19 protein-coding genes are annotated in these 17,295 nt (G+C 73.1%); 11 read left to right on the top strand and 8 right to left on the bottom strand.

Annotated elements, in window-relative coordinates:
* Nucleotides 1–876: an undecaprenyl-diphosphate phosphatase gene (locus ACIBTU_RS22590; protein ID WP_399128135.1), complete on the bottom strand. Its 876-nt coding sequence runs from the start codon at nucleotides 874–876 to the stop codon at nucleotides 1–3.
* 207 nt (nucleotides 877–1,083) lie between these two features.
* Nucleotides 1,084–1,551 carry a winged helix-turn-helix transcriptional regulator gene (locus ACIBTU_RS22595; protein ID WP_399128136.1) on the bottom strand — a complete coding sequence of 156 codons (468 nt, stop codon included), beginning with the start codon at nucleotides 1,549–1,551 and terminating at the stop codon, nucleotides 1,084–1,086.
* A 113-nt stretch (nucleotides 1,552–1,664) separates the two neighbouring features.
* Here ACIBTU_RS22595 and ACIBTU_RS22600 point away from each other — a divergent pair, with 113 nt between their 5' ends.
* Nucleotides 1,665–2,834, top strand: a complete 1,170-nt coding sequence (locus ACIBTU_RS22600) for a thiolase family protein (RefSeq protein ID WP_399128137.1) — start codon at nucleotides 1,665–1,667, stop codon at nucleotides 2,832–2,834.
* 10 nt (nucleotides 2,835–2,844) lie between these two features.
* Here ACIBTU_RS22600 and ACIBTU_RS22605 read toward each other — a convergent pair whose 3' ends face one another.
* The gene (locus ACIBTU_RS22605) at nucleotides 2,845–3,576 is read right to left on the bottom strand and encodes a TVP38/TMEM64 family protein (RefSeq protein ID WP_399128138.1); all 732 of its coding nucleotides are present in this window, start codon (nucleotides 3,574–3,576) and stop codon (nucleotides 2,845–2,847) included.
* 96 nt (nucleotides 3,577–3,672) lie between these two features.
* Between ACIBTU_RS22605 and ACIBTU_RS22610 the strand changes: the two genes are divergently transcribed.
* From ACIBTU_RS22610 to ACIBTU_RS22620, 3 genes are all read left to right on the top strand, one after another.
* Nucleotides 3,673–4,380 carry a DNA alkylation repair protein gene (locus ACIBTU_RS22610; protein WP_399128139.1) on the top strand — a complete coding sequence of 236 codons (708 nt, stop codon included), beginning with the start codon at nucleotides 3,673–3,675 and terminating at the stop codon, nucleotides 4,378–4,380.
* A gap of 282 nt (nucleotides 4,381–4,662) precedes the next feature.
* A complete protein-coding gene (tuf, locus tag ACIBTU_RS22615) occupies nucleotides 4,663–5,847 on the top strand; it encodes an elongation factor Tu (protein WP_399128140.1) in 1,185 nt (394 codons plus the stop codon).
* 158 nt (nucleotides 5,848–6,005) lie between these two features.
* Nucleotides 6,006–6,797: a spermidine synthase gene (locus tag ACIBTU_RS22620; RefSeq protein WP_399128398.1), complete on the top strand. Its 792-nt coding sequence runs from the start codon at nucleotides 6,006–6,008 to the stop codon at nucleotides 6,795–6,797.
* On the opposite strand, the gene ACIBTU_RS22625 is transcribed toward ACIBTU_RS22620, so the two are convergent.
* Both ACIBTU_RS22625 and ACIBTU_RS22630 read right to left on the bottom strand, forming a co-directional pair.
* Nucleotides 6,784–8,085 (bottom strand): MFS transporter, encoded by a 1,302-nt coding sequence (locus ACIBTU_RS22625; RefSeq protein ID WP_399128142.1) that lies wholly within the window; start codon nucleotides 8,083–8,085, stop codon nucleotides 6,784–6,786. The genes ACIBTU_RS22620 and ACIBTU_RS22625 overlap by 14 nt on opposite strands.
* Before the next feature lie 74 nt (nucleotides 8,086–8,159).
* A complete protein-coding gene (locus ACIBTU_RS22630) occupies nucleotides 8,160–9,212 on the bottom strand; it encodes a hypothetical protein (protein ID WP_399128143.1) in 1,053 nt (350 codons plus the stop codon).
* A 152-nt stretch (nucleotides 9,213–9,364) separates the two neighbouring features.
* Here ACIBTU_RS22630 and ACIBTU_RS22635 point away from each other — a divergent pair, with 152 nt between their 5' ends.
* Both ACIBTU_RS22635 and ACIBTU_RS22640 read left to right on the top strand, forming a co-directional pair.
* A complete protein-coding gene (locus ACIBTU_RS22635) occupies nucleotides 9,365–9,817 on the top strand; it encodes a DUF4442 domain-containing protein (protein ID WP_399128144.1) in 453 nt (150 codons plus the stop codon).
* Between the two features lie 99 nt (nucleotides 9,818–9,916).
* Entirely contained in the window at nucleotides 9,917–10,582 is a 666-nt protein-coding gene (locus ACIBTU_RS22640; protein WP_399128145.1) for a DedA family protein, read from the top strand.
* A 37-nt stretch (nucleotides 10,583–10,619) separates the two neighbouring features.
* On the opposite strand, the gene ACIBTU_RS22645 is transcribed toward ACIBTU_RS22640, so the two are convergent.
* Nucleotides 10,620–11,165: a gamma carbonic anhydrase family protein gene (locus ACIBTU_RS22645; protein ID WP_399128146.1), complete on the bottom strand. Its 546-nt coding sequence runs from the start codon at nucleotides 11,163–11,165 to the stop codon at nucleotides 10,620–10,622.
* Nucleotides 11,166–11,292: 127 nt separating this feature from the next.
* On the opposite strand from ACIBTU_RS22645, the gene ACIBTU_RS22650 reads away from it, so the two are divergent.
* Nucleotides 11,293–12,036 carry an acyltransferase gene (locus tag ACIBTU_RS22650; RefSeq protein ID WP_399128147.1) on the top strand — a complete coding sequence of 248 codons (744 nt, stop codon included), beginning with the start codon at nucleotides 11,293–11,295 and terminating at the stop codon, nucleotides 12,034–12,036.
* A gap of 37 nt (nucleotides 12,037–12,073) precedes the next feature.
* Here ACIBTU_RS22650 and ACIBTU_RS22655 read toward each other — a convergent pair whose 3' ends face one another.
* Nucleotides 12,074–12,967 carry a LysR family transcriptional regulator ArgP gene (locus tag ACIBTU_RS22655; protein WP_399128148.1) on the bottom strand — a complete coding sequence of 298 codons (894 nt, stop codon included), beginning with the start codon at nucleotides 12,965–12,967 and terminating at the stop codon, nucleotides 12,074–12,076.
* A gap of 87 nt (nucleotides 12,968–13,054) precedes the next feature.
* On the opposite strand from ACIBTU_RS22655, the gene ACIBTU_RS22660 reads away from it, so the two are divergent.
* The 4 genes from ACIBTU_RS22660 to ACIBTU_RS22675 all read left to right on the top strand — a co-directional run bounded on the left by ACIBTU_RS22660 (nucleotide 13,055) and on the right by ACIBTU_RS22675 (nucleotide 16,371).
* Entirely contained in the window at nucleotides 13,055–13,672 is a 618-nt protein-coding gene (locus ACIBTU_RS22660; RefSeq protein ID WP_399128149.1) for a LysE/ArgO family amino acid transporter, read from the top strand.
* Nucleotides 13,673–13,744: 72 nt separating this feature from the next.
* Entirely contained in the window at nucleotides 13,745–15,040 is a 1,296-nt protein-coding gene (locus ACIBTU_RS22665) for an MFS transporter (RefSeq protein WP_399128150.1), read from the top strand.
* Nucleotides 15,041–15,105: 65 nt separating this feature from the next.
* On the top strand, nucleotides 15,106–15,678 hold the full coding sequence (locus tag ACIBTU_RS22670; RefSeq protein WP_399128151.1) for a helix-turn-helix domain-containing protein: 573 nt from the start codon (nucleotides 15,106–15,108) through the stop codon (nucleotides 15,676–15,678).
* Nucleotides 15,679–15,810: 132 nt separating this feature from the next.
* Nucleotides 15,811–16,371 (top strand): YbaK/EbsC family protein, encoded by a 561-nt coding sequence (locus tag ACIBTU_RS22675; RefSeq protein ID WP_399128153.1) that lies wholly within the window; start codon nucleotides 15,811–15,813, stop codon nucleotides 16,369–16,371.
* Here ACIBTU_RS22675 and aac(3) read toward each other — a convergent pair.
* Nucleotides 16,368–17,222 carry an aminoglycoside 3-N-acetyltransferase gene (gene aac(3) / locus ACIBTU_RS22680; protein ID WP_399128154.1) on the bottom strand — a complete coding sequence of 285 codons (855 nt, stop codon included), beginning with the start codon at nucleotides 17,220–17,222 and terminating at the stop codon, nucleotides 16,368–16,370. The genes ACIBTU_RS22675 and aac(3) overlap by 4 nt on opposite strands.
* Nucleotides 17,223–17,295 lie beyond the last annotated feature (73 nt).

The following is a 17,295-nucleotide window of genomic DNA, read 5'->3' on the forward strand; positions in this document are numbered from 1 at the left end:
TCAGCCCGCCGACTCGGCCGCGTGCGGGCTCAGGACGCCCAGCGACACGAGGACGAACAGGGCGATGCCGAGCGCGATCCGGTAGTAGACGAACGGCATGAAGCTCTTCGTCGAGATGAACTTCATCAGCCAGGCGATGATCGCGTAGCCGACGCCGAACGCGATGACCGTGGCGAAGATCGTCGGCCCCCACGAGACATGGCCGCTCTCCGTCGCGTCCTTCAGCTCGAAGACGCCGGAGGCGAGCACGGCGGGGATGGCCAGCAGGAACGAGTAGCGGGCCGCGGACTCGCGCGTGTAGCCGAGGAAGAGGCCGCCGCTGATGGTCGCGCCGGAGCGGGAGACGCCCGGGATCAGTGCCATCGCCTGGCACAGGCCGTAGATCAGACCGTCCTTGACCGACAGGTCCTTGAGCTCCTTGCGGGAGCGCACGGCGCGATGCTTGCCGCCCAGCTCGTCACGCGCCGCGAGCCGGTCCGCGATGCCGAGCACGACACCGAGGACGATCAGCGTCGTCGCCGTCAGGCGCAGATCGCGGAACGGGCCCTCGATCTGGTCCTTGAACGCGAGGCCCAGCACGCCGATGGGTATGGAGCCGACGATCACCAGCCAGCCCATCTGGGCGTCGTGGTCGCCGCGCAGCGTCTTGTCGGTGAGCGACCTGAACCACGCCGAGATGATGCGCGCGATGTCCTTGCGGAAGTAGATCACCACCGCGGTCTCGGTGCCGAGCTGGGTGATCGCCGTGAAGGCGGCCCCCGGGTCGTGCCAGCCGGCGAACGCGGCGGTGAGCCGCAGATGGGCGCTCGACGAGATCGGCAGGAACTCTGTCAGCCCCTGGACGAGTCCGAGAATGAATGATTCGAACCAAGACATGGAGGAGAGACGCGATCCAGGTGACGGGACGGAAGACCGGTCCCGCGATCGCGGTCCGGGCACGGCGAGGCGCACCCGCATGGGTCGCGGGCGAACGCGGGGGCAGCGTAGCGCCCGAAAATGACGGGCTTCCCACGGGGTCGTGTCCCCCGTGCGCGGACCCGCCCCGAGTGTCCGGAATGTGCAGTCGGGTGTGGGGGTGCGCGGTCAGGCGGCCTCGGGGCCCGAGGTCGTCCAGCCCGGTGCCTGCGGGTGCGCCCGCAGGTCCTCGTGGCGCACCGCCTCACCGCACTCGGCGCAGGTCACGACGGGCCGCAGGTCGTGCCCGCAGCCGTGCTCGATCACCATCGGGCGGTCGTCGCGCAGATGGCGGTCGCCCCAGGCCATGAGTGTCATCAGTACCGGTTCGAGCTCCAGGCCGGCCCGGGTCGGGCGGTACTCGAAGCGCTGCGGCCGTTCCTGGTAGGCGACCTTCTCCAGGATCCCGGCCTCGACGAGCCGCTTGAGGCGGGCGGCCAGGATGTCGCGCGGCGCCCCGATGTTCCGGACGAGCCGGTCGAAGCGCCCGTTGCCCAGGCACACCTCGCGGAGCACGAGCAGGGAGTGCTTCTCGCCGACCACGGCCAGGGTGTCGGCGATCGAGCAGGGGCGGGGGTCCTTGGCGGCGGCTGGCATGCGCCCAGTGTAGGGGCCGCCCAAGAGAGGGTTTGATTTTCCAACGTGCGGAGCTATGGTGAGTCCGGATTTCCTACTCACGCGTAACCGCACACGCCCCGGAGGCCCGAGCCATGCGTGACGCCGTCATCGTCGAAGCCGTACGCACCCCGATCGGAAAGGGCAGGCCGAGCGGCGCGCTCGCCCACGTCCACCCCGTCGAACTCCTCGCCCACACCCTGCGCGCCCTCGTCGACCGGACCGGGGTCGATCCCGCGCTCGTCGACGACGTCATCGGCGGCACCGTCGACCAGGTCGCCGAGCAGGCCATGAACACCACCCGCTACGCCGTCCTGTCCGCCGGCTTCCCCGAGACCGTGCCCGCCACCACGGTCGACCGGCAGTGCGGCTCCTCCCAGCAGGCGGTCCACTTCGCCGCGCAGGGCGTCCTGTCCGGCGCCTACGACATGGCCATCGCCTGCGGCGTCGAGTCGATGAGCCGCGTACCGATGTGGTCCAACGTGCCCGAAGGCGCCGACCCCTTCGGCCCCGGCGTCGCCGCGCGCTACCCGGAGGGCCTCGTGCCGCAGGGCATCAGCGCCGAACTGATCGCCGCGAAGTGGGGCCTGTCCCGGGAGCGGATGGACGCGTACGCCGTCACGTCCCACGCGAAGGCCGCGGCCGCCTGGGACGCCGGACTGTTCGACGCCGAGGTCGCCCCGCTCGACGGCGTCGCGCGCGACGAGTCCGTCCGGCCCGGCACCTCGCCCGAGGTCCTCGGCGGACTCAAGCCCGCCTACTACGACCCCGCGTTCGAGGAGCGGTTCCCCCAGATCACCTGGAACGTGACCGCGGGCAACGCCAGCCCGGTCAACGACGGGGCCTCCGCCCTGCTGATCACCACCAGCGAGCACGCGGCCCGGCTCGGACTGCGCCCGCTGGCCCGGCTGCACTCCTTCGCCGTCACCGGCTCCGACCCGCTCCTCATGCTGACCGGCGTCGTGCCCGCCACGGAGAAGGTGCTGCGCCGCGCCGGACTCGACCTCGGCGACATCGACCTGTTCGAGGTCAACGAGGCCTTCGCCGCTGTCGTCCTCGCCTGGCTGCGGGAGACCGGCGCCGACCCGGCCCGGCTGAACGTGCACGGCGGCGCCCTCGCGCTCGGCCACCCCCTGGGCGCCAGCGGGGCGCGCCTGATGACCACGATGGTGCACGCGCTGCGCGCCCGCGGCGCCCGCTACGGACTGCAGACCATGTGCGAGGCCGGGGGACTCGCCAACGCCACGATCGTCGAGGCCCTCTGAGCCCGCCGGTTCAGACCCCGGACGGCTCGCCGGCGCGGACCCGGTGACGCAGGGCGTGGCGCTTGCGCCAGGCGACCACCGCGCCCCCCAGCATCGTCACCACGATGAACCCCGTCGACACCAGGAACACGGGGGAGGTGGGCGTCGCGGCGGTGGCGCCCGCGACCACGTACGCCGCCGTGTTCGGGATCGACCCGAGGCCCGTCGCCACCAGGAACGGCGTCCAGCCCATGCGGGACACCGAGGCGCAGTAGTTCGCCGCCCAGAACGGGACACCGGGGAACAGCCGGACCGCCAGCATCGACCGGAAACCGTGCCGGCTGAGCTGGCCGTCCGCCGCCTTGAGCCAGCGCCCGCGGAGCAGCGGCCGCAGCGCGTCCTGCCCGAGGATCCGGCCCAGTCCGAAAGCGATCCCCGCGCCGAGCACCGTCCCGCCGATCGCGCCGACGAGCCCGAGCGCGGACCCGAACAGCGCGCCCGCCGCCAGACTGATGAAGGGCCGCGGCACGAACGCCACCGTGCACAGCCCGTACGCCACCGTGAACAGGACCAGCGCCGCCGCACCGTCCACCTGCGGCGGCCAGCCCCGCTCCAGCAGCCGCTGCGGCTCGAACAGCAGCACCGAGGTCGCCCCCGCCGCGAGCAGCATCACCAGGAGCGACAGCCGTGACCAGGGAGAAAGGAGCACCCTGGTGCAGCGCGTGGTGAACCCGGCGGGACGGGCGGGGACGGTCTCGAACATCCGGGGAGAGTAACCGACCCCTCCGTAAGATCGCCGTAGGGTGAGTCTCATCCGGCACGTCCCACCTGCCGGGTCCCATCGCCCAGGGGGATCGCGATGTCCGTCCTCACGCCGCCGCCCAGCGCGCTCGCCGACACGATCCTGTCCCGGCTGCCCACCGCGTACGAGGCCGTCGCGGACCCCGAGCGCGCGGCCGCGATGCGCGCCTACATGAAGGACGTCGCCCCCTTCCTCGGGCTGCCCCAACCGGTGCGCAAGGAACGGACCCGGGCCGTCCTCGCCGGCACGCCCCGCCCCGACGAAGGCGACCTCACCGCCGTCGCCCTGCGCTGCTGGGCACTGCCCGGGCGCGAGTACGCGTACTTCGCCGTCGACTACCTGCGCCGCCACACCGGCCGCCTCACCTCCGCCTTCCTGCCCGTCGCCCGGCACCTGATCACGACCGACCCGTGGTGGGACACCGTCGACCTGCTCGCCGCCCACGTCGTGGGCGCCCTCGTCGCCGCGGACCCGGCGCTCACCGCCGTGATGGACCGCTGGATCGCCGACGACGACATCTGGCTCGCCCGCACCGCCCTGCTGCACCAGCTCCGCCGCGCGGACACCACCGACACGGAGCGCCTCTTCGCGTACTGCCTGCGCCGGGCGGGCGACACCGAGTTCTTCCTCCGCAAGGCCATCGGCTGGAGCCTGCGGGAGTACGCGAAGACCGACCCCGACGCCGTGCGGGCCTTCGTCGCCGCGCACCGGGACGTGCTCGCGCCCCTGTCCGTGCGCGAGGCGCTCAAGCACACCGGCACGTGACAACTCCCGCGCCCGGCGCGGAAAATCATTCGACGCCCGCAGCCGGGTCGGCGATGATCTGCCTCATGTTCCGGCACGCCTTTCACGCAGCTACGCCCGCAGTCGCGGGCGCTGCTCGGGCTGCCGTCACCCACTTCCTCGCAGCAGCCGTCGACGGCGCGCGAAGCTGACCCTCTCCGGACATTCCGGCGGACCCCGCAGGGGGAGGGTCGGTACCGCTCAGGGGTCCCCGCCTCACCCAGGAGGCTTCACTTTTTCTGTTCCGGAAGGGACCACCCAGTCATGCCCAAGACGGCATACGTGCGCACCAAGCCGCACCTCAACATCGGCACCATGGGCCACGTCGACCACGGCAAGACCACACTGACCGCCGCCATCACCAAGGTCCTCGCCGAGCGCGGCTCCGGCACCTTCGTGCCGTTCGACCGCATCGACAAGGCGCCCGAGGAGGCGCAGCGCGGCATCACCATCAACATCGCGCACGTCGAGTACGAGACCGACACCCGGCACTACGCGCACGTGGACATGCCGGGCCACGCCGACTACGTCAAGAACATGGTCACGGGCGCCGCCCAGCTGGACGGGGCCATCCTCGTCGTCTCCGCGCTCGACGGGATCATGCCGCAGACCGCCGAGCACGTGCTCCTCGCCCGGCAGGTCGGCGTCGACCACATCGTCGTCGCGCTCAACAAGGCGGACGCCGGCGACGACGAGCTCACCGACCTCGTCGAGCTGGAAGTGCGCGAGCTGCTCTCCGCGCACGGGTACGGCGGCGACTCCGTCCCCGTCGTCCGGGTCTCCGGGCTGCGCGCCCTGGAGGGCGACCCGCGCTGGACGGCCGCCGTCGAGGCGCTGCTCGACGCCGTGGACACGTACGTGCCGATGCCCGAGCGGTACGTGGACGCGCCGTTCCTGCTGTCGGTCGAGAACGTGCTGACGATCAGCGGGCGCGGCACCGTCGTCACCGGGGCCGTCGAGCGCGGGCGCGTCCGGGTCGGGGACCGCGTCCGGGTGTACGGGGCCGAGTCCCTCAAGGACGCGGAGACCGTCGTCACCGGCGTCGAGACCTTCGGCAAGCCGATGGAGGAGGCGCAGGCGGGGGACAACGTGGCGCTGCTGCTGCGCGGGGTCCCGCGGGACGCCGTCCGGCGCGGGCACGTCGTCGCCGAGCCGGGCAGCGTCCGGCCGGCGCGGCGCTTCACCGCGCAGGTGTACGTGCTCTCCGCGAAGGAGGGCGGGCGCAGCACGGCGCTCTCCACCGGGTACCGGCCGCAGTTCTATCTGCGGACGGCGGACGTCGTGGGGGACGTCGACCTCGGGGAGGCCGCGGTCGCCCGGCCCGGGGAGACGGTCACGATGACCGTCGAGCTCGGGCGCGACGTGCCCCTCGAGGCGGGGCTCGGCTTCGCGATCCGGGAGGGCGGGCGCACGGTGGGGGCCGGCACCGTGTCGGCCGTACTGATGTAGGGGGCGGCTGTAGAGGGCGACGCCTTCTGGAGGGGGCGTGGGGCGGTGCGGCCCCACGCCTTCGCCCTCCGGGGGACCGGCACAATAGGGGCGTGAGTGAACCTGAGGTCGAGGCCATACCCGTCGGTCGTGCTGTCGAGTACGGCTTCGCCAAGCTGATGCCCGATGTCGACCGGCGGCGGGCCTGGTTGCTCACGGTGGACGGCGCCCCGCAGTCGTACGTCGACCTCGACGAGCCGGCGCATCTGGAGTTCGAGTACGCGCGGCGGCTCGGGCACGTCCTCGACTGTGCCGGTGACGAGGGCCGCGCGCTCGACGTGCTGCACCTCGGCGGCGGCGCCCTCACCCTGCCCCGCTACGTCGCCGCCACCCGGCCGGGCTCCCGGCAGGACGTCGTCGAGGCCGACCGGGGGCTGCTCGCGCTGGTCGCCGAGCAGCTGCCGCTGCCCGCCGGCGCGGGTGTGACCGTGCACGGGGACGACGCCCGCGCCTGGCTCGCCGCGGCGCCCGACGACGCGGCCGACGTGCTCGTCGCCGACGTGTTCGGCGGCTCCCAGGTGCCCGCCCATCTGACGACGCTCGCCTACGCGCGGGAGGCCGACCGGGTGCTCAGGCCCGGAGGGGTCTATGCGGCCAACCTCGCCGACGGCGCCCCGTTCGCGTTCCTGCGGTCCCAACTGGCCACGTTCGCCGAGGTGTTCGCCCACCTCGCGGTGATCGCCGAGCCCGCCGTGCTGCGCGGGCGGCGGTTCGGGAACGCGGTGCTGATCGCCTCGCAGGAGGAGATCGACGTGGCCGAGCTGGCCCGGCGCACGGCACGGGACGCGTTTCCCGCGCGGGTCGAGCACGGCCCCGGGCTGCGCCGCTTCATCGGGGACGCGCGGCCCGTGACGGACGCCGACGCGGTGCCCTCGCCGCTGCCCCCGGGCGGCTCGTTCAGCGTGGGGTGAGCTCGGCGGGGTCCGCGGGCTCGCCGGCCTTGACCGGTTCGGGCTCGCGGCGCCGCAGGTTCCGTACGTCGGGCACGCACAGGACGGCCGCCGTGGCGAGCACCACCAGGGCCGCGCAGCCCCACAGGGCGGGGGAGCGGCCGAAGGCCGACTCGGCGGGGCCGGCCAGCGCGGTGGCCAGCGGCACCATCGCCACCGAGCCGAACCAGTCGTAGGCCGAGACCCGGGACAGCTTCTCCTCGGGTATCTCCTGGTGCAGCGCGGTGATCCAGGAGACGCCGAAGATCTCGATCGTGACCCCGCTGACGAACATGACGGCCACCAGGGCCGGCAGCGGCACGGGGACCGCCAGCGCGGCGGAGGGCAGGGCCAGCGAGAAGACGGCCACGGAGCCGGCGAGCAGGAGGCGCTTCGGTTTCCAGCGCATCATGAGCAGGCCGCCGAGGATCGTGCCGGCGCCGAACGCGCCGAGCGCCAGACCCCAGGGGCCGGCCCCGCCCAGCTCGTCCCGGGCGACCAGGGGACCGAACACCGACTCGGCGGCGCCGACGACGGCGACCACCACCGAGAACTGGGCGATGACCGCCCACAGCCAGGGGCGCCCCACGACCTCCCGCCAGCCGTCGCGGATGTCCGCGAGCAGTCCGCCGCCCGGTGCGCGCGCCGCGATGTGGCCGATGTCGAGGAACGCCCGCAGCCCGCCCGCCACCGCGAACGCCGCCGCGTCGAGCGCGAGCACCCAGCCGGGGCCGAGCGCGGCGACCATCGCCCCGCCGAGCGCGGCCCCGCCGACGGCGGCGCCGGACATGCCCATCCGGAAGAGCGCGAAGGCGCGGGACGCCTGCTCGCCGGAGACGGAGGACATGAGCATGCCCTCGGCCGCCGGGTTGAAGAACGCCTGACCCGTGCCGCCGAGGGCGCTGAGCGCCAGCATCTGCCACAACCGCGGATCGCCCTGGAGGACGAGCAGGGCGAAGGCGCCCTGGGACAGGAAGTTGAGGGCGTTCGCGGCGACCATGACGTGGTGGCGCGGCAGCCGGTCGGCGACCGCGCCGCCCACCAGCAGGAAGACCACCAGGAACAGGGTGCGGGCGGCCGCGACCAGGCCCACGTCACCGGCGTCGCCGCCCGCGTCGAGCACGGCGAACGCGGAGGCGATCAGCGCGCCGTGCGAACCGAGCGTCGTGATGAACGCCGACACCGCGAGCAGCGTGTAGTTGCGCCCCGCCCAGGCGGGCCTGCGCGGACGTCGTGGCTGGTGGGGCGGGGCGGCGGCGGCGTCGGTCACTCAGGGACTATCGCCGCCGCACACCCGTATCGACAAGCCGGTTCCCGGCCGAGCACCGGCCGGGAGCGGTCGTGCTACTGGGCCTCGGGGTCCTCGTAGTAGCGCACGGAGTTGAGGATCTTCGTGATCGTCGCGTCCGACAGCTCGTTCTTGACGCCCTTGGCGGCCCACAGATCCCAGGAGACGAAGTCGCCGACGCCGTTCTGGAAGGCGAAGACCACGGCCTTGCCCTCGCTGGCGCACTTGCCCTTCTTGGGGGAGCCCTCGGAGTGTGCCTTGATCAGGCTGCCCTTGATGCCCTGCGCGTTGGTGAAGTCCTTGGGCTTGTCGACCTTGACCGCCTTGATGGACGGCTCGGTGTAGCCACCGTAGATCCACCACGGGATGCGGTTCTGCGCGGCTTCCTTGGCGGTCTTCGCGCCGTTCTCACCCCGGGTGCCGACGCCGGACAGTGAGGTGTCCTCGTCGCGGCCGTCCTTGTCGGAGTCCTCGGTGCACCACTTGGACTGGAGCTCGGCAGGAGCGGAGACGGTGGTCATCCCGTGCTCCTTCTTGCCGTCCTTGCCCTTGTAGTCGTACTCGAAGCCGATGATCTGGTCCGAGCCGCTGGTGCTGACCTCCCAGCCCTGCGGCACGTCGAACACCGTCTTGTGCTTGGTGTTCACGACGGGCTGCCAGCCGGCGACGACCGGCCGCACCTCGTTGTCCCCGCCGCGCGGGTTCCCCGCGGACGCGCTCGCGCTCGGCTCCTGGCTCTTCGGGGCGGACGCCGAGGCCTTGGGCGACTTCTTCGGACCACCCTTGGCGTCGTCGTCCTTGTCACCGCCGAGGACCAGGAAACCGGTCACACCCGCGGCCACGACGACGGCGGCCGCGGCGACGATGGCGACGATCTTCGTCTGGTTCCCGCCGCCGCCCTTCGGCGCCTGGGGCGGACCCATCGGCGTCGTCGGCGCGTTCCAGGCAGGCTGTTGCTGCTGCTGGTACGGGTTGGGCTGCTGCTGGTACCCCGGCTGCTGATAGGGGTTCGGCTGCTGGTACCCCGGCTGCTGATACGGGTTGGGTCCCGGCTGATTCGGGTCCTGCGGGTTCTGCTCGCCCCCGGGCGGCTGCGTTCCTGGCCACATGGCCGTCAACGATAGAGGGTTCCGGGGCCACGGATGTCCCCACCCGGTACCGGACGTGCAACGTTCCGGCGGACGAAGGTGGCGCGGCTGGGGCATTTGGGGACGCCGGCGAGGGGATGGCCAAGCTGGCTACTCGTGGGTAACCTTCGGGCATGAGCGCAGACCAGATGTCCATCGGCGACATGCTCGCCGCCACCGTGCCGATGGCCCGCACGCTGAACCTCGAGTTCCAGGAGACGACGCCCGACAAGGCCGTCGTCTCGCTGCCCGACCAGGCGGACTACCACAACCACGTCGGCGGCCCGCACGCCGGCGCCATGTTCACGCTGGCCGAGTCCGCGAGCGGGGCCATCGTCCTCGCCGCCTTCGGCGACCAGCTCTCGCGCGCCGTGCCGCTGGCCGTCAGCGCCGAGATCGCCTACAAGAAGCTGGCCATGGGCCCGGTCACCGCGACGGCCACCCTCGGCCGCCCGGCCGCCGACGTCGTCGCCGAGCTGGACGCGGGCGGGCGACCGGAGTTCCCCGTCAGCATCGCCATCACGCGCGCCGACGGTGCCGTGACCGGCGAGATGACGGTGGTGTGGACCCTGCGGCCCAACAGCTGATCCGGACCGAACAGGCCGAACAGGTAGGCTTCCCGAGGCGCGCGGCACAGGGGGCGCGCACCTCGGGGAGACACCGCACCGGCACGGGAGGCGACGGCGTTGCACGTCCAGGAATGGCTCGACACGATCCCGGCGGTCGCCATCTACGCCTTGGTGGCGGGCGTCATCGGCCTGGAGAGCCTCGGCATCCCGCTGCCCGGTGAGATCGTCCTCGTCTCCGCCGCCCTGCTGTCCTCGCAGCACGGCGACGTGAACCCGGTGGTGCTCGGGGTGTGCGCGACGGCCGGCGCCGTGATCGGCGACTCCATCGGCTACGCGATCGGCCGCAAGGGCGGCCGGCCGCTCCTCGCCAAACTCGGCGCCAAGTTCCCGCGGCACTTCGGGCCCGCCCACGTGGCCACCGCGGAGCGGTCGTTCGAGAAGTGGGGCATGTGGGCCGTGTTCTTCGGCCGCTTCATCGCCCTGCTGCGCATCTTCGCCGGCCCGCTGGCCGGCGTCCTGCACATGCCGTACTGGAAGTTCCTCATCGCCAACTTCCTGGGCGGCGTCGTCTGGGCCGGCGGCACCACGGCCGTCATCTACTACATCGGCGTCGTCGCCGAGGACTGGCTCAAGCGCTTCTCGTACCTGGGGCTCGGCGCGGCGGTCCTCATCGGCATCGCCTCGATGCTGATCGTCAAGCGCAAGGCGACGAAGGCCGCCGCCAAGGCCGAGGCCGCCGCCGAGGCGGAGTCCGGGCCGGAGCCGGTGGCCGCGGGCGAGTGACGCCCCGCCGTACCGGGCCCCGGCCCCCTCGGGCCGGTCAGCTCGCGTCCGCCGCCTTCTCGTGGACCTCGCGGTGGGAGCGGGCCAGGTCCACGTAGACCGTGCCGTTGAAGGTCACGCCCTCGCGCTCCTCCTGCGTCAGCTCGCGCCGCACCTTCGCCGGCACGCCCGCGACCAGCGAACCGGGCGGGACGACCATGCCCTGCGGGACCAGCGCCTGCGCCGCGACCAGCGAGCCGGCACCGATCACCGCGCCGTTGAGCACCGTCGCGCCCATGCCGACCAGGCAGTCGTCCTCGATGGCGCAGCCGTGCAGGACCGCGTTGTGCCCCACCGAGACGCGCTCGCCGATCGTCACCGGGAACCCGGCGTCGACGTGCACCGTGCAGTTGTCCTGGATGTTGCTGTCCGCGCCGAGCGTGATCGGTTCGAACTCCGCGCGCAGCACCGCGCCGTACCAGACGCTCGCCCCGGCGTGCAGCGTGACGTCGCCGATCAGCGTGGAGTTGGGCGCCGCGAAGGCGTCCTGGTCCAGCTTCGGTTCCTTGCCGCCGAACCCGGCGATGAGTGCCTCGTGGGCCATGCGATTCTGCTCCTTGCGAGTCGTGCGTGCTCTGCCTGCGTCGCGCCTGGAGCGAACCGTACCCGTGGGGTGAAGATCACAGGCCGTCGAGGTGGGGGAGCGCCGTACGGGTGAGTAACGTGGCGCCGTGCCAAAGAACCGGAACGTGTTCTCGTCGGGCCGGCGGGCCGCCCGGGGCGGGCTCGCCCATCGCGCCGTGCAGGCCGGCTGGCGGTGGGCGCAGCGCCGCGGCGCGGTCACGGCCGAGCAGCCCGGCGGCTACCGGTTCCGCGCCATCGGCCACGGCACCAAGCTCGCCTTCCCGCAGGGCACCGTCTTCGGCGAACCGTGGATCCGGCTCGGCGCGCACTGCATCATCGGCGAGCAGGTCACCCTGACCGCCGGGATGATGCCGGACCTCGACCTCGGACCCGACCCGATCCTGACCCTCGGCGACGGTGTCGTCATCGGCCGCGGCGGCCACGTCGTCGCCGACACGACGGTCACCATCGGCAGCGACGTCTACATGGGCCCGTACGTCTACATCACCTCCACCAATCACTCCTACGACGACCCGCACGAGCCCGTCGGACGCCAGTGGCCCCGCATGGAGCCCGTGGAGATCGGCCCCGGCTGCTGGATCGGCACCGGCGCCGTGATCCTGCCGGGCGCCCGCCTCGGGCGGAACGTGGTCGTCGCCGCCGGAGCCGTCGTGCGCGGCACCGTCCCCGACCACGCCGTCGTCGCCGGGGCGCCGGCCAAGGTCGTACGGACCTGGGACGAGGAGGCCGGCTGGCAGCCGCCGCTGCGCACGCCCGCACCCCGGCCCATCCCCGCCGACATCACCCCGGAACAGCTCCTCGCGCTGTCCGAACTGGAGGACCAGCAGTAGCCCCAGGTAGTAGCGGCGCGGCCTCAGCGGTGCGACCTCAGCGGCGCAGGGCCGTCGCCGCGGTCGCCGCCACCGCGTCGGTCACCGCGGCGAGCGCGGGCGAGTCCAGCTTCCACTGCTGCCAGTACAGCGGGACGTCCACCGGCCGCTCCGGCGCCAGCTCGACGAGCCGGCCCGCGCGCAGCAGCGGCGCCGCCTGCGCCTCGGGCACCAGACCCCAGCCGAGCCCCGCCGCCACCGACGCGGCGAACCCGTCCGACGTCGGCACCGCGTGCCGCACCCCGCCCGCCCCGGCCCCGCCGAGCCCCCGCACGAACGCGTCCTGCAACTCGTCGCTGCGGTCGAACGTCATCACCGGCGCCCGCGCGAGCCCCTCCGCAAGCGGCCCGTCGAGCTGCTCCCGTACGAAGTCCGGGTGCGCCGCCGCCAGATACCGCATCCGGCCCAGCGCCCGCACCGAGCACCCCGCGACCGCGTCCGGCGACGAGGTCACCGCCGCCATCACCAGGCCCTCGCGCAGCAGCTCGGCCGTGCGCGTCTCGTCCTCGCGGTGCAGCTCGAACGCGATCGGCGGACGCTGCGGCACCCGGGCGAGCGCGTCCAGGAACCAGGTCGCCAGCGAGTCCGCGTTCACCGCGGCCGTCACCCGCGTCGCGCCGTCGCCCGGGCCCATCCCGAGCGCCGCGTGCGCGTCCCGCTCCAGGCGCTCCAGCTGACGGGCGTAACGCACCACCACCTGCCCCGACTCGGTCGGCCGCACCGGCTTGGTGCGCACGAGCAGCACCCGGCCCGTGCGCTGCTCCAGCGCCTTCACCCGCTGACTCACCGCCGACGGCGTCACGTGCAGCACGGCCGCCGCCGCGTCGAACGTGCCCTCGTCGACCACGGCCAGCAGGGTCCGCACCTGGTCCAACGGCAGCTCGGAGATCACCGCACACCCATCCTTCCTAAGCTGCGCTAATGCTACGTAAAAATCTTTAGCTGTACGCGCGGTGATCGTCTCCGTAGCGTCGAGGACATGACCGCCTCCCTCACCGCCGCGGCCGCCGGCTTCGGCACCGGCCTCTCGCTCATCGTCGCCATCGGAGCCCAGAACGCGTTCGTCCTGCGCCAGGGCATCCGCCGCGACGCCGTCCTCGCCGTGGTCGGCATCTGCGCCCTGTCGGACGCGGTGCTCATCGCCCTCGGCGTCGGCGGTGTCGGCGCGCTGGTGGTCGCGTGGCCGGGCGCGGTCACCGCCGTCGGCTGGATCGGCGGCGCCTTCCTGCTCTGCTACGGGGCACTCGCCGCCCGGCGCGTGCTGCGCCCCGGCGACGCGGCCCTGCGGACCGAGGGCGACTCCACCGGATCGCGCCGCCGCGCCGTGCTCACCTGCCTCGCCCTGACCTGGCTCAACCCGCACGTCTACCTCGACACCGTGCTGCTGCTCGGCTCCGTCGCCGCCGACCGCGGCCCGCTGCGCTGGACCTTCGGACTCGGCGCCACCCTCGCCAGCCTGGTCTGGTTCGTCGCGCTCGGCTTCGGCGCCCGGCTGCTGAGCCGCTTCCTCGCCCGGCCCGCCGCCTGGCGCGTGCTCGACGGACTCGTCGCCGTCACGATGCTCGCCATGGGAGCCCTGCTCATCGCCGGCACCTGAGACCGCCCGACACCGTCCGCGCCAGGACTGCGACACTGATGCCCGAACGGGTAGATGTAGCGAGCAACCAGGATGAGCGGCGTGGACGGCACAGGCACCAGCGAGAGCAGCACCGGCACCGCGCCGGACGAGACACCGCAACCCCGGCGCCGCTGGGCGATGGACACCCGGCCGCTGCGGATCCCCGCCTACCGCCGCCTGTGGTCCTCCACGATCGTCACCGCCGTCGGCAGCCAGCTCACCGCCGTCGCCGTGCCCAAGCAGATCTACGACATCACCGGATCCTCCGCCTGGGTCGGCGCCGCGAGCCTCGCCGGACTTGTACCGCTCGTCGTGTTCGCCCTGTGGGGCGGCGCCGTCGCCGACACCATGGACCGCCGCAAGCTGCTCCTCATCACCAACTGCGGCATCGCCGGCACCTCGGTCCTGTTCTGGCTCCAGGCCGTCACCGGGCTCGGCTCCGTCGCCGTACTGATGGTGCTGCTCGCGCTGCAACAGGCCTTCTGGGGGCTCAACTCGCCTGCCCGCACGGCCTCCATCGCCCGTCTCGTGCCCAAGGAACAGCTCGCCGCGGCCAACGCGCTCGGCTCCACCGTCATGCAGACCGGCCAGGTCGTCGGCCCGCTGCTCGCCGGCGTCCTGATACCCGTGATCGGCCTGCCGGAGCTCTACCTCATCGACGCGTTCGCCCTCTGCGTCACCGTCTGGGCCGTGTACCGGCTGCCCGCGCTGCCCCCGCTCGGCGCCGTCGCCCGCCGGGCCGGGGTGCGGGAGATCGCCGAGGGCTTCCGGTACATCGCCCTGCACAAGGTGCTGCTGCTGTCCTTCCTCGCCGACATCGTCGCGATGGTCCTCGGCATGCCCCGCGCCCTCTTCCCGCAGCTCGCCGCCGAGACCTACGCGCCCTACGGCGAAGGGCTCGCCCTCGGCCTGCTGTTCGCGGCGATCCCCGTCGGGGCGGTGGCCGGCGGGCTGTTCTCCGGCACGTTCTCGCGGGCGCGGCGGCACGGCTGGATGGTCATCGGCGCGGTCGTCGCGTGGGGGCTCGCGGTCGCCGGGTTCGGGCTCAGCGCCAACCTCTGGCTCGCCGTGGCGTTCCTCGCGCTCGCCGGGATCGCCGACATGGTCTCCATGGTCTTCCGCGGGGCGATCCTGCTGTCCGCCGCGACCGACGAGATGCGCGGCCGGATGCAGGGCGTCTTCACCGTCGTCGTCGCGGGCGGGCCCCGGCTCGCCGACGTGCTGCACGGCTCGGCGGGTTCCGTGTTCGGGCCCCGCGCGGCCGTCGTCGGGGGCGGACTCCTGGTCGTCGTCACGATGCTGGGCCTGGCCTGCGTGATGCCCGCGCTGCGCCGCTACCGGGTCTGAGTACAGTTTGCTGCACGTCGGGGTGCAACCAGGTGTGCCCCTCCAGGCCCCTCGATGGACGGAACGTGTCGGACCTCGACCTCCTGACCCAGTCGCTCGCCCGCAACGTCAGGCACTGGCGCACCGAGCGCGGCTTCACCCTCGACACGCTCGCGTCCCGGGCCGGGGTCAGCCGGGGCATGGTCATCCAGATCGAACAGGCCCGCACCAACCCGAGCATCGGCACGGTCGTCAAGATCGGCGACGCGCTCGGCGTCAGCATCACCACCCTGCTGGACTACGAACAGGGCCCCGAGGTCCGCGTCGTGCCCGGTGACCAGGCCGTGCGGCTGTGGTCCACGGAGGGCGGCAGCCACAACCGGCTGCTCGTCGGAGCGGAGGCGCCCGGCCCGTTCGAGATGTGGGAGTGGCGGCTCGCGCCGGGCGAGGGCAGCCCCTCGGATCCCCACCCGCAGGGGACGGTGGAGCTGCTGCACGTGACCTCCGGCGAGCTGGCCTTGGTCGTCGACGGGGTGGTGCACCGGGTCCCGGCCGGATCCAGCGCGACCTTCGAGGCGTCCGTCTCCCACGAGTACCGGAACGACGGCACGGAGCCGGTCGAAATGATGCTGGCCGTCTCGGTGCCGTTCGAGCGCTGAGGTCCTTTCGGTCTCGTCGCCGGGTGCGGCCCGGCGGGGAACTGCGCGACCAGCCACGACGGACCCGCAGCCGACCGGAGACCACATGAGGCCCGCACGATCCCACCCCGGGCAACTGTTAGCGTGCCGGACATGCGCGCACCCATCGGTACCTTCGACACCGCGAACCCCGCCCCGGACGTCCTGAACCTGCTCACCCGCCCCGTCGCCGACGCCGTCCGGAGCTGGCGCGGCAGCGTCCCCGCGCAGGATCTGATCCACGTCGACACCGAACCGGACTGGGCCGACACCGCCACGTTCGTCGAGCACTACGGCTCCGACCTGCTCGACACCTCCGCGAACTGCGTCGTCGTCAGCGGTAAGCGCGGCGGCGAGGCGACCCTGGCCGCCTGCGTCGTCCTGTCCGCCACCAAGGTCGACGTCAACGGCGTCGTGCGCCGTCACCTCGGCGCCCGCAAGGCCTCCTTCGCGTCGATGGACACCGCCACCGGCGAGACCGGCATGGAGTACGGCGGCATCACCCCCATCGGGCTGCCCGCCGACTGGCCGGTCCTCGTCGACGCGGCCGTCGCCGACCTGCCGTACGTCCTCATCGGCAGCGGCACCCGGCGCGGCAAGCTCATCGTGCCGGGCAAGGCCCTCGCCGAACTCCCCGGCGCCACCGTCGTCGAGGGCCTCGGCATCGCCGTCTAGGACGCCCCGCCCAGCCTCTCCTCGATCCAGGCCCGGCCGAACTCCACGACCGTGCCCGCGTCGAGGAGATGGCACCGCGCCGCTCCGACCCGCCCGCTCCTCCCGAGCCCCGCGGCCAGCAGATCGGCGCCGATGACCTCGAACGGGTCGCGTCCCGGCGGCACCGCGGAGCCGTAGTCGAACGCGCCCCGCTCGGAATCGATGTCGTGGAACCGCCGCCACACCCGCCGGCCCCCGTCCCGCACCGGCTGCTCGTACGACACGAACCGTTTGCCCGGCGCCTCGGCCAGGGCCTCCGCGTGATGCAGCAGGGTCAGCGTGTCCAGCGGCGCGCCCAGCATCAGGACCCGGCCGCCGCGCGCCACCAACCGGGCGAGCGGGCTGTCCGGCCCGTGCGGGTCGTCCCAGGGCTGATCCACCGTCAACTCCCGGGCGCCCGCGCCCAGCGCGGCGAAACTCGCGTCCGGATGCCGGCTCCGCAGCGCGCCGGGCCGGTGCCGCAGGGCCTCCGGCAGCCGCCCGTTCGCGTGGTCGCACTCGCTCGACTCCGGGTCGAACGCCGGGTGTTCGTCCCGCACCGCATCCCGCCAGGCGGCGGGCCAGGTGTCGAAGTCGTAGGGCAGGGCGTCGTTCCAGCCGCACGTCACCATCAGCGTGCCGGACGCGCCCACCACGTCGAGCAGCGCGTCGAGCACCGTGCCGGCGCCGCCCGCCACGTAGCCGAGCGCGGACATCCTGGTGTGGAACATGACGGTGTCGCCGGGGCCGAGCCCCAGCGTGGTCAGGTCGCGGGCGAGACGGCGCCGGGTGACGGGGCCGCCGGAACGGGCGAGCAGGGTGCGTTCGTCCACCCGGCCGACCGTACGCGCCCGGAGCGCGGCACGGCCGCGCCTCATGAGATCTTGAACCGGACAGCCGAAGAGG

Origin of the sequence: Streptomyces sp. NPDC050145 (genome assembly GCF_044460245.1) — a bacterium.
Lineage (GTDB): Bacteria > Actinomycetota > Actinomycetes > Streptomycetales > Streptomycetaceae > Streptomyces.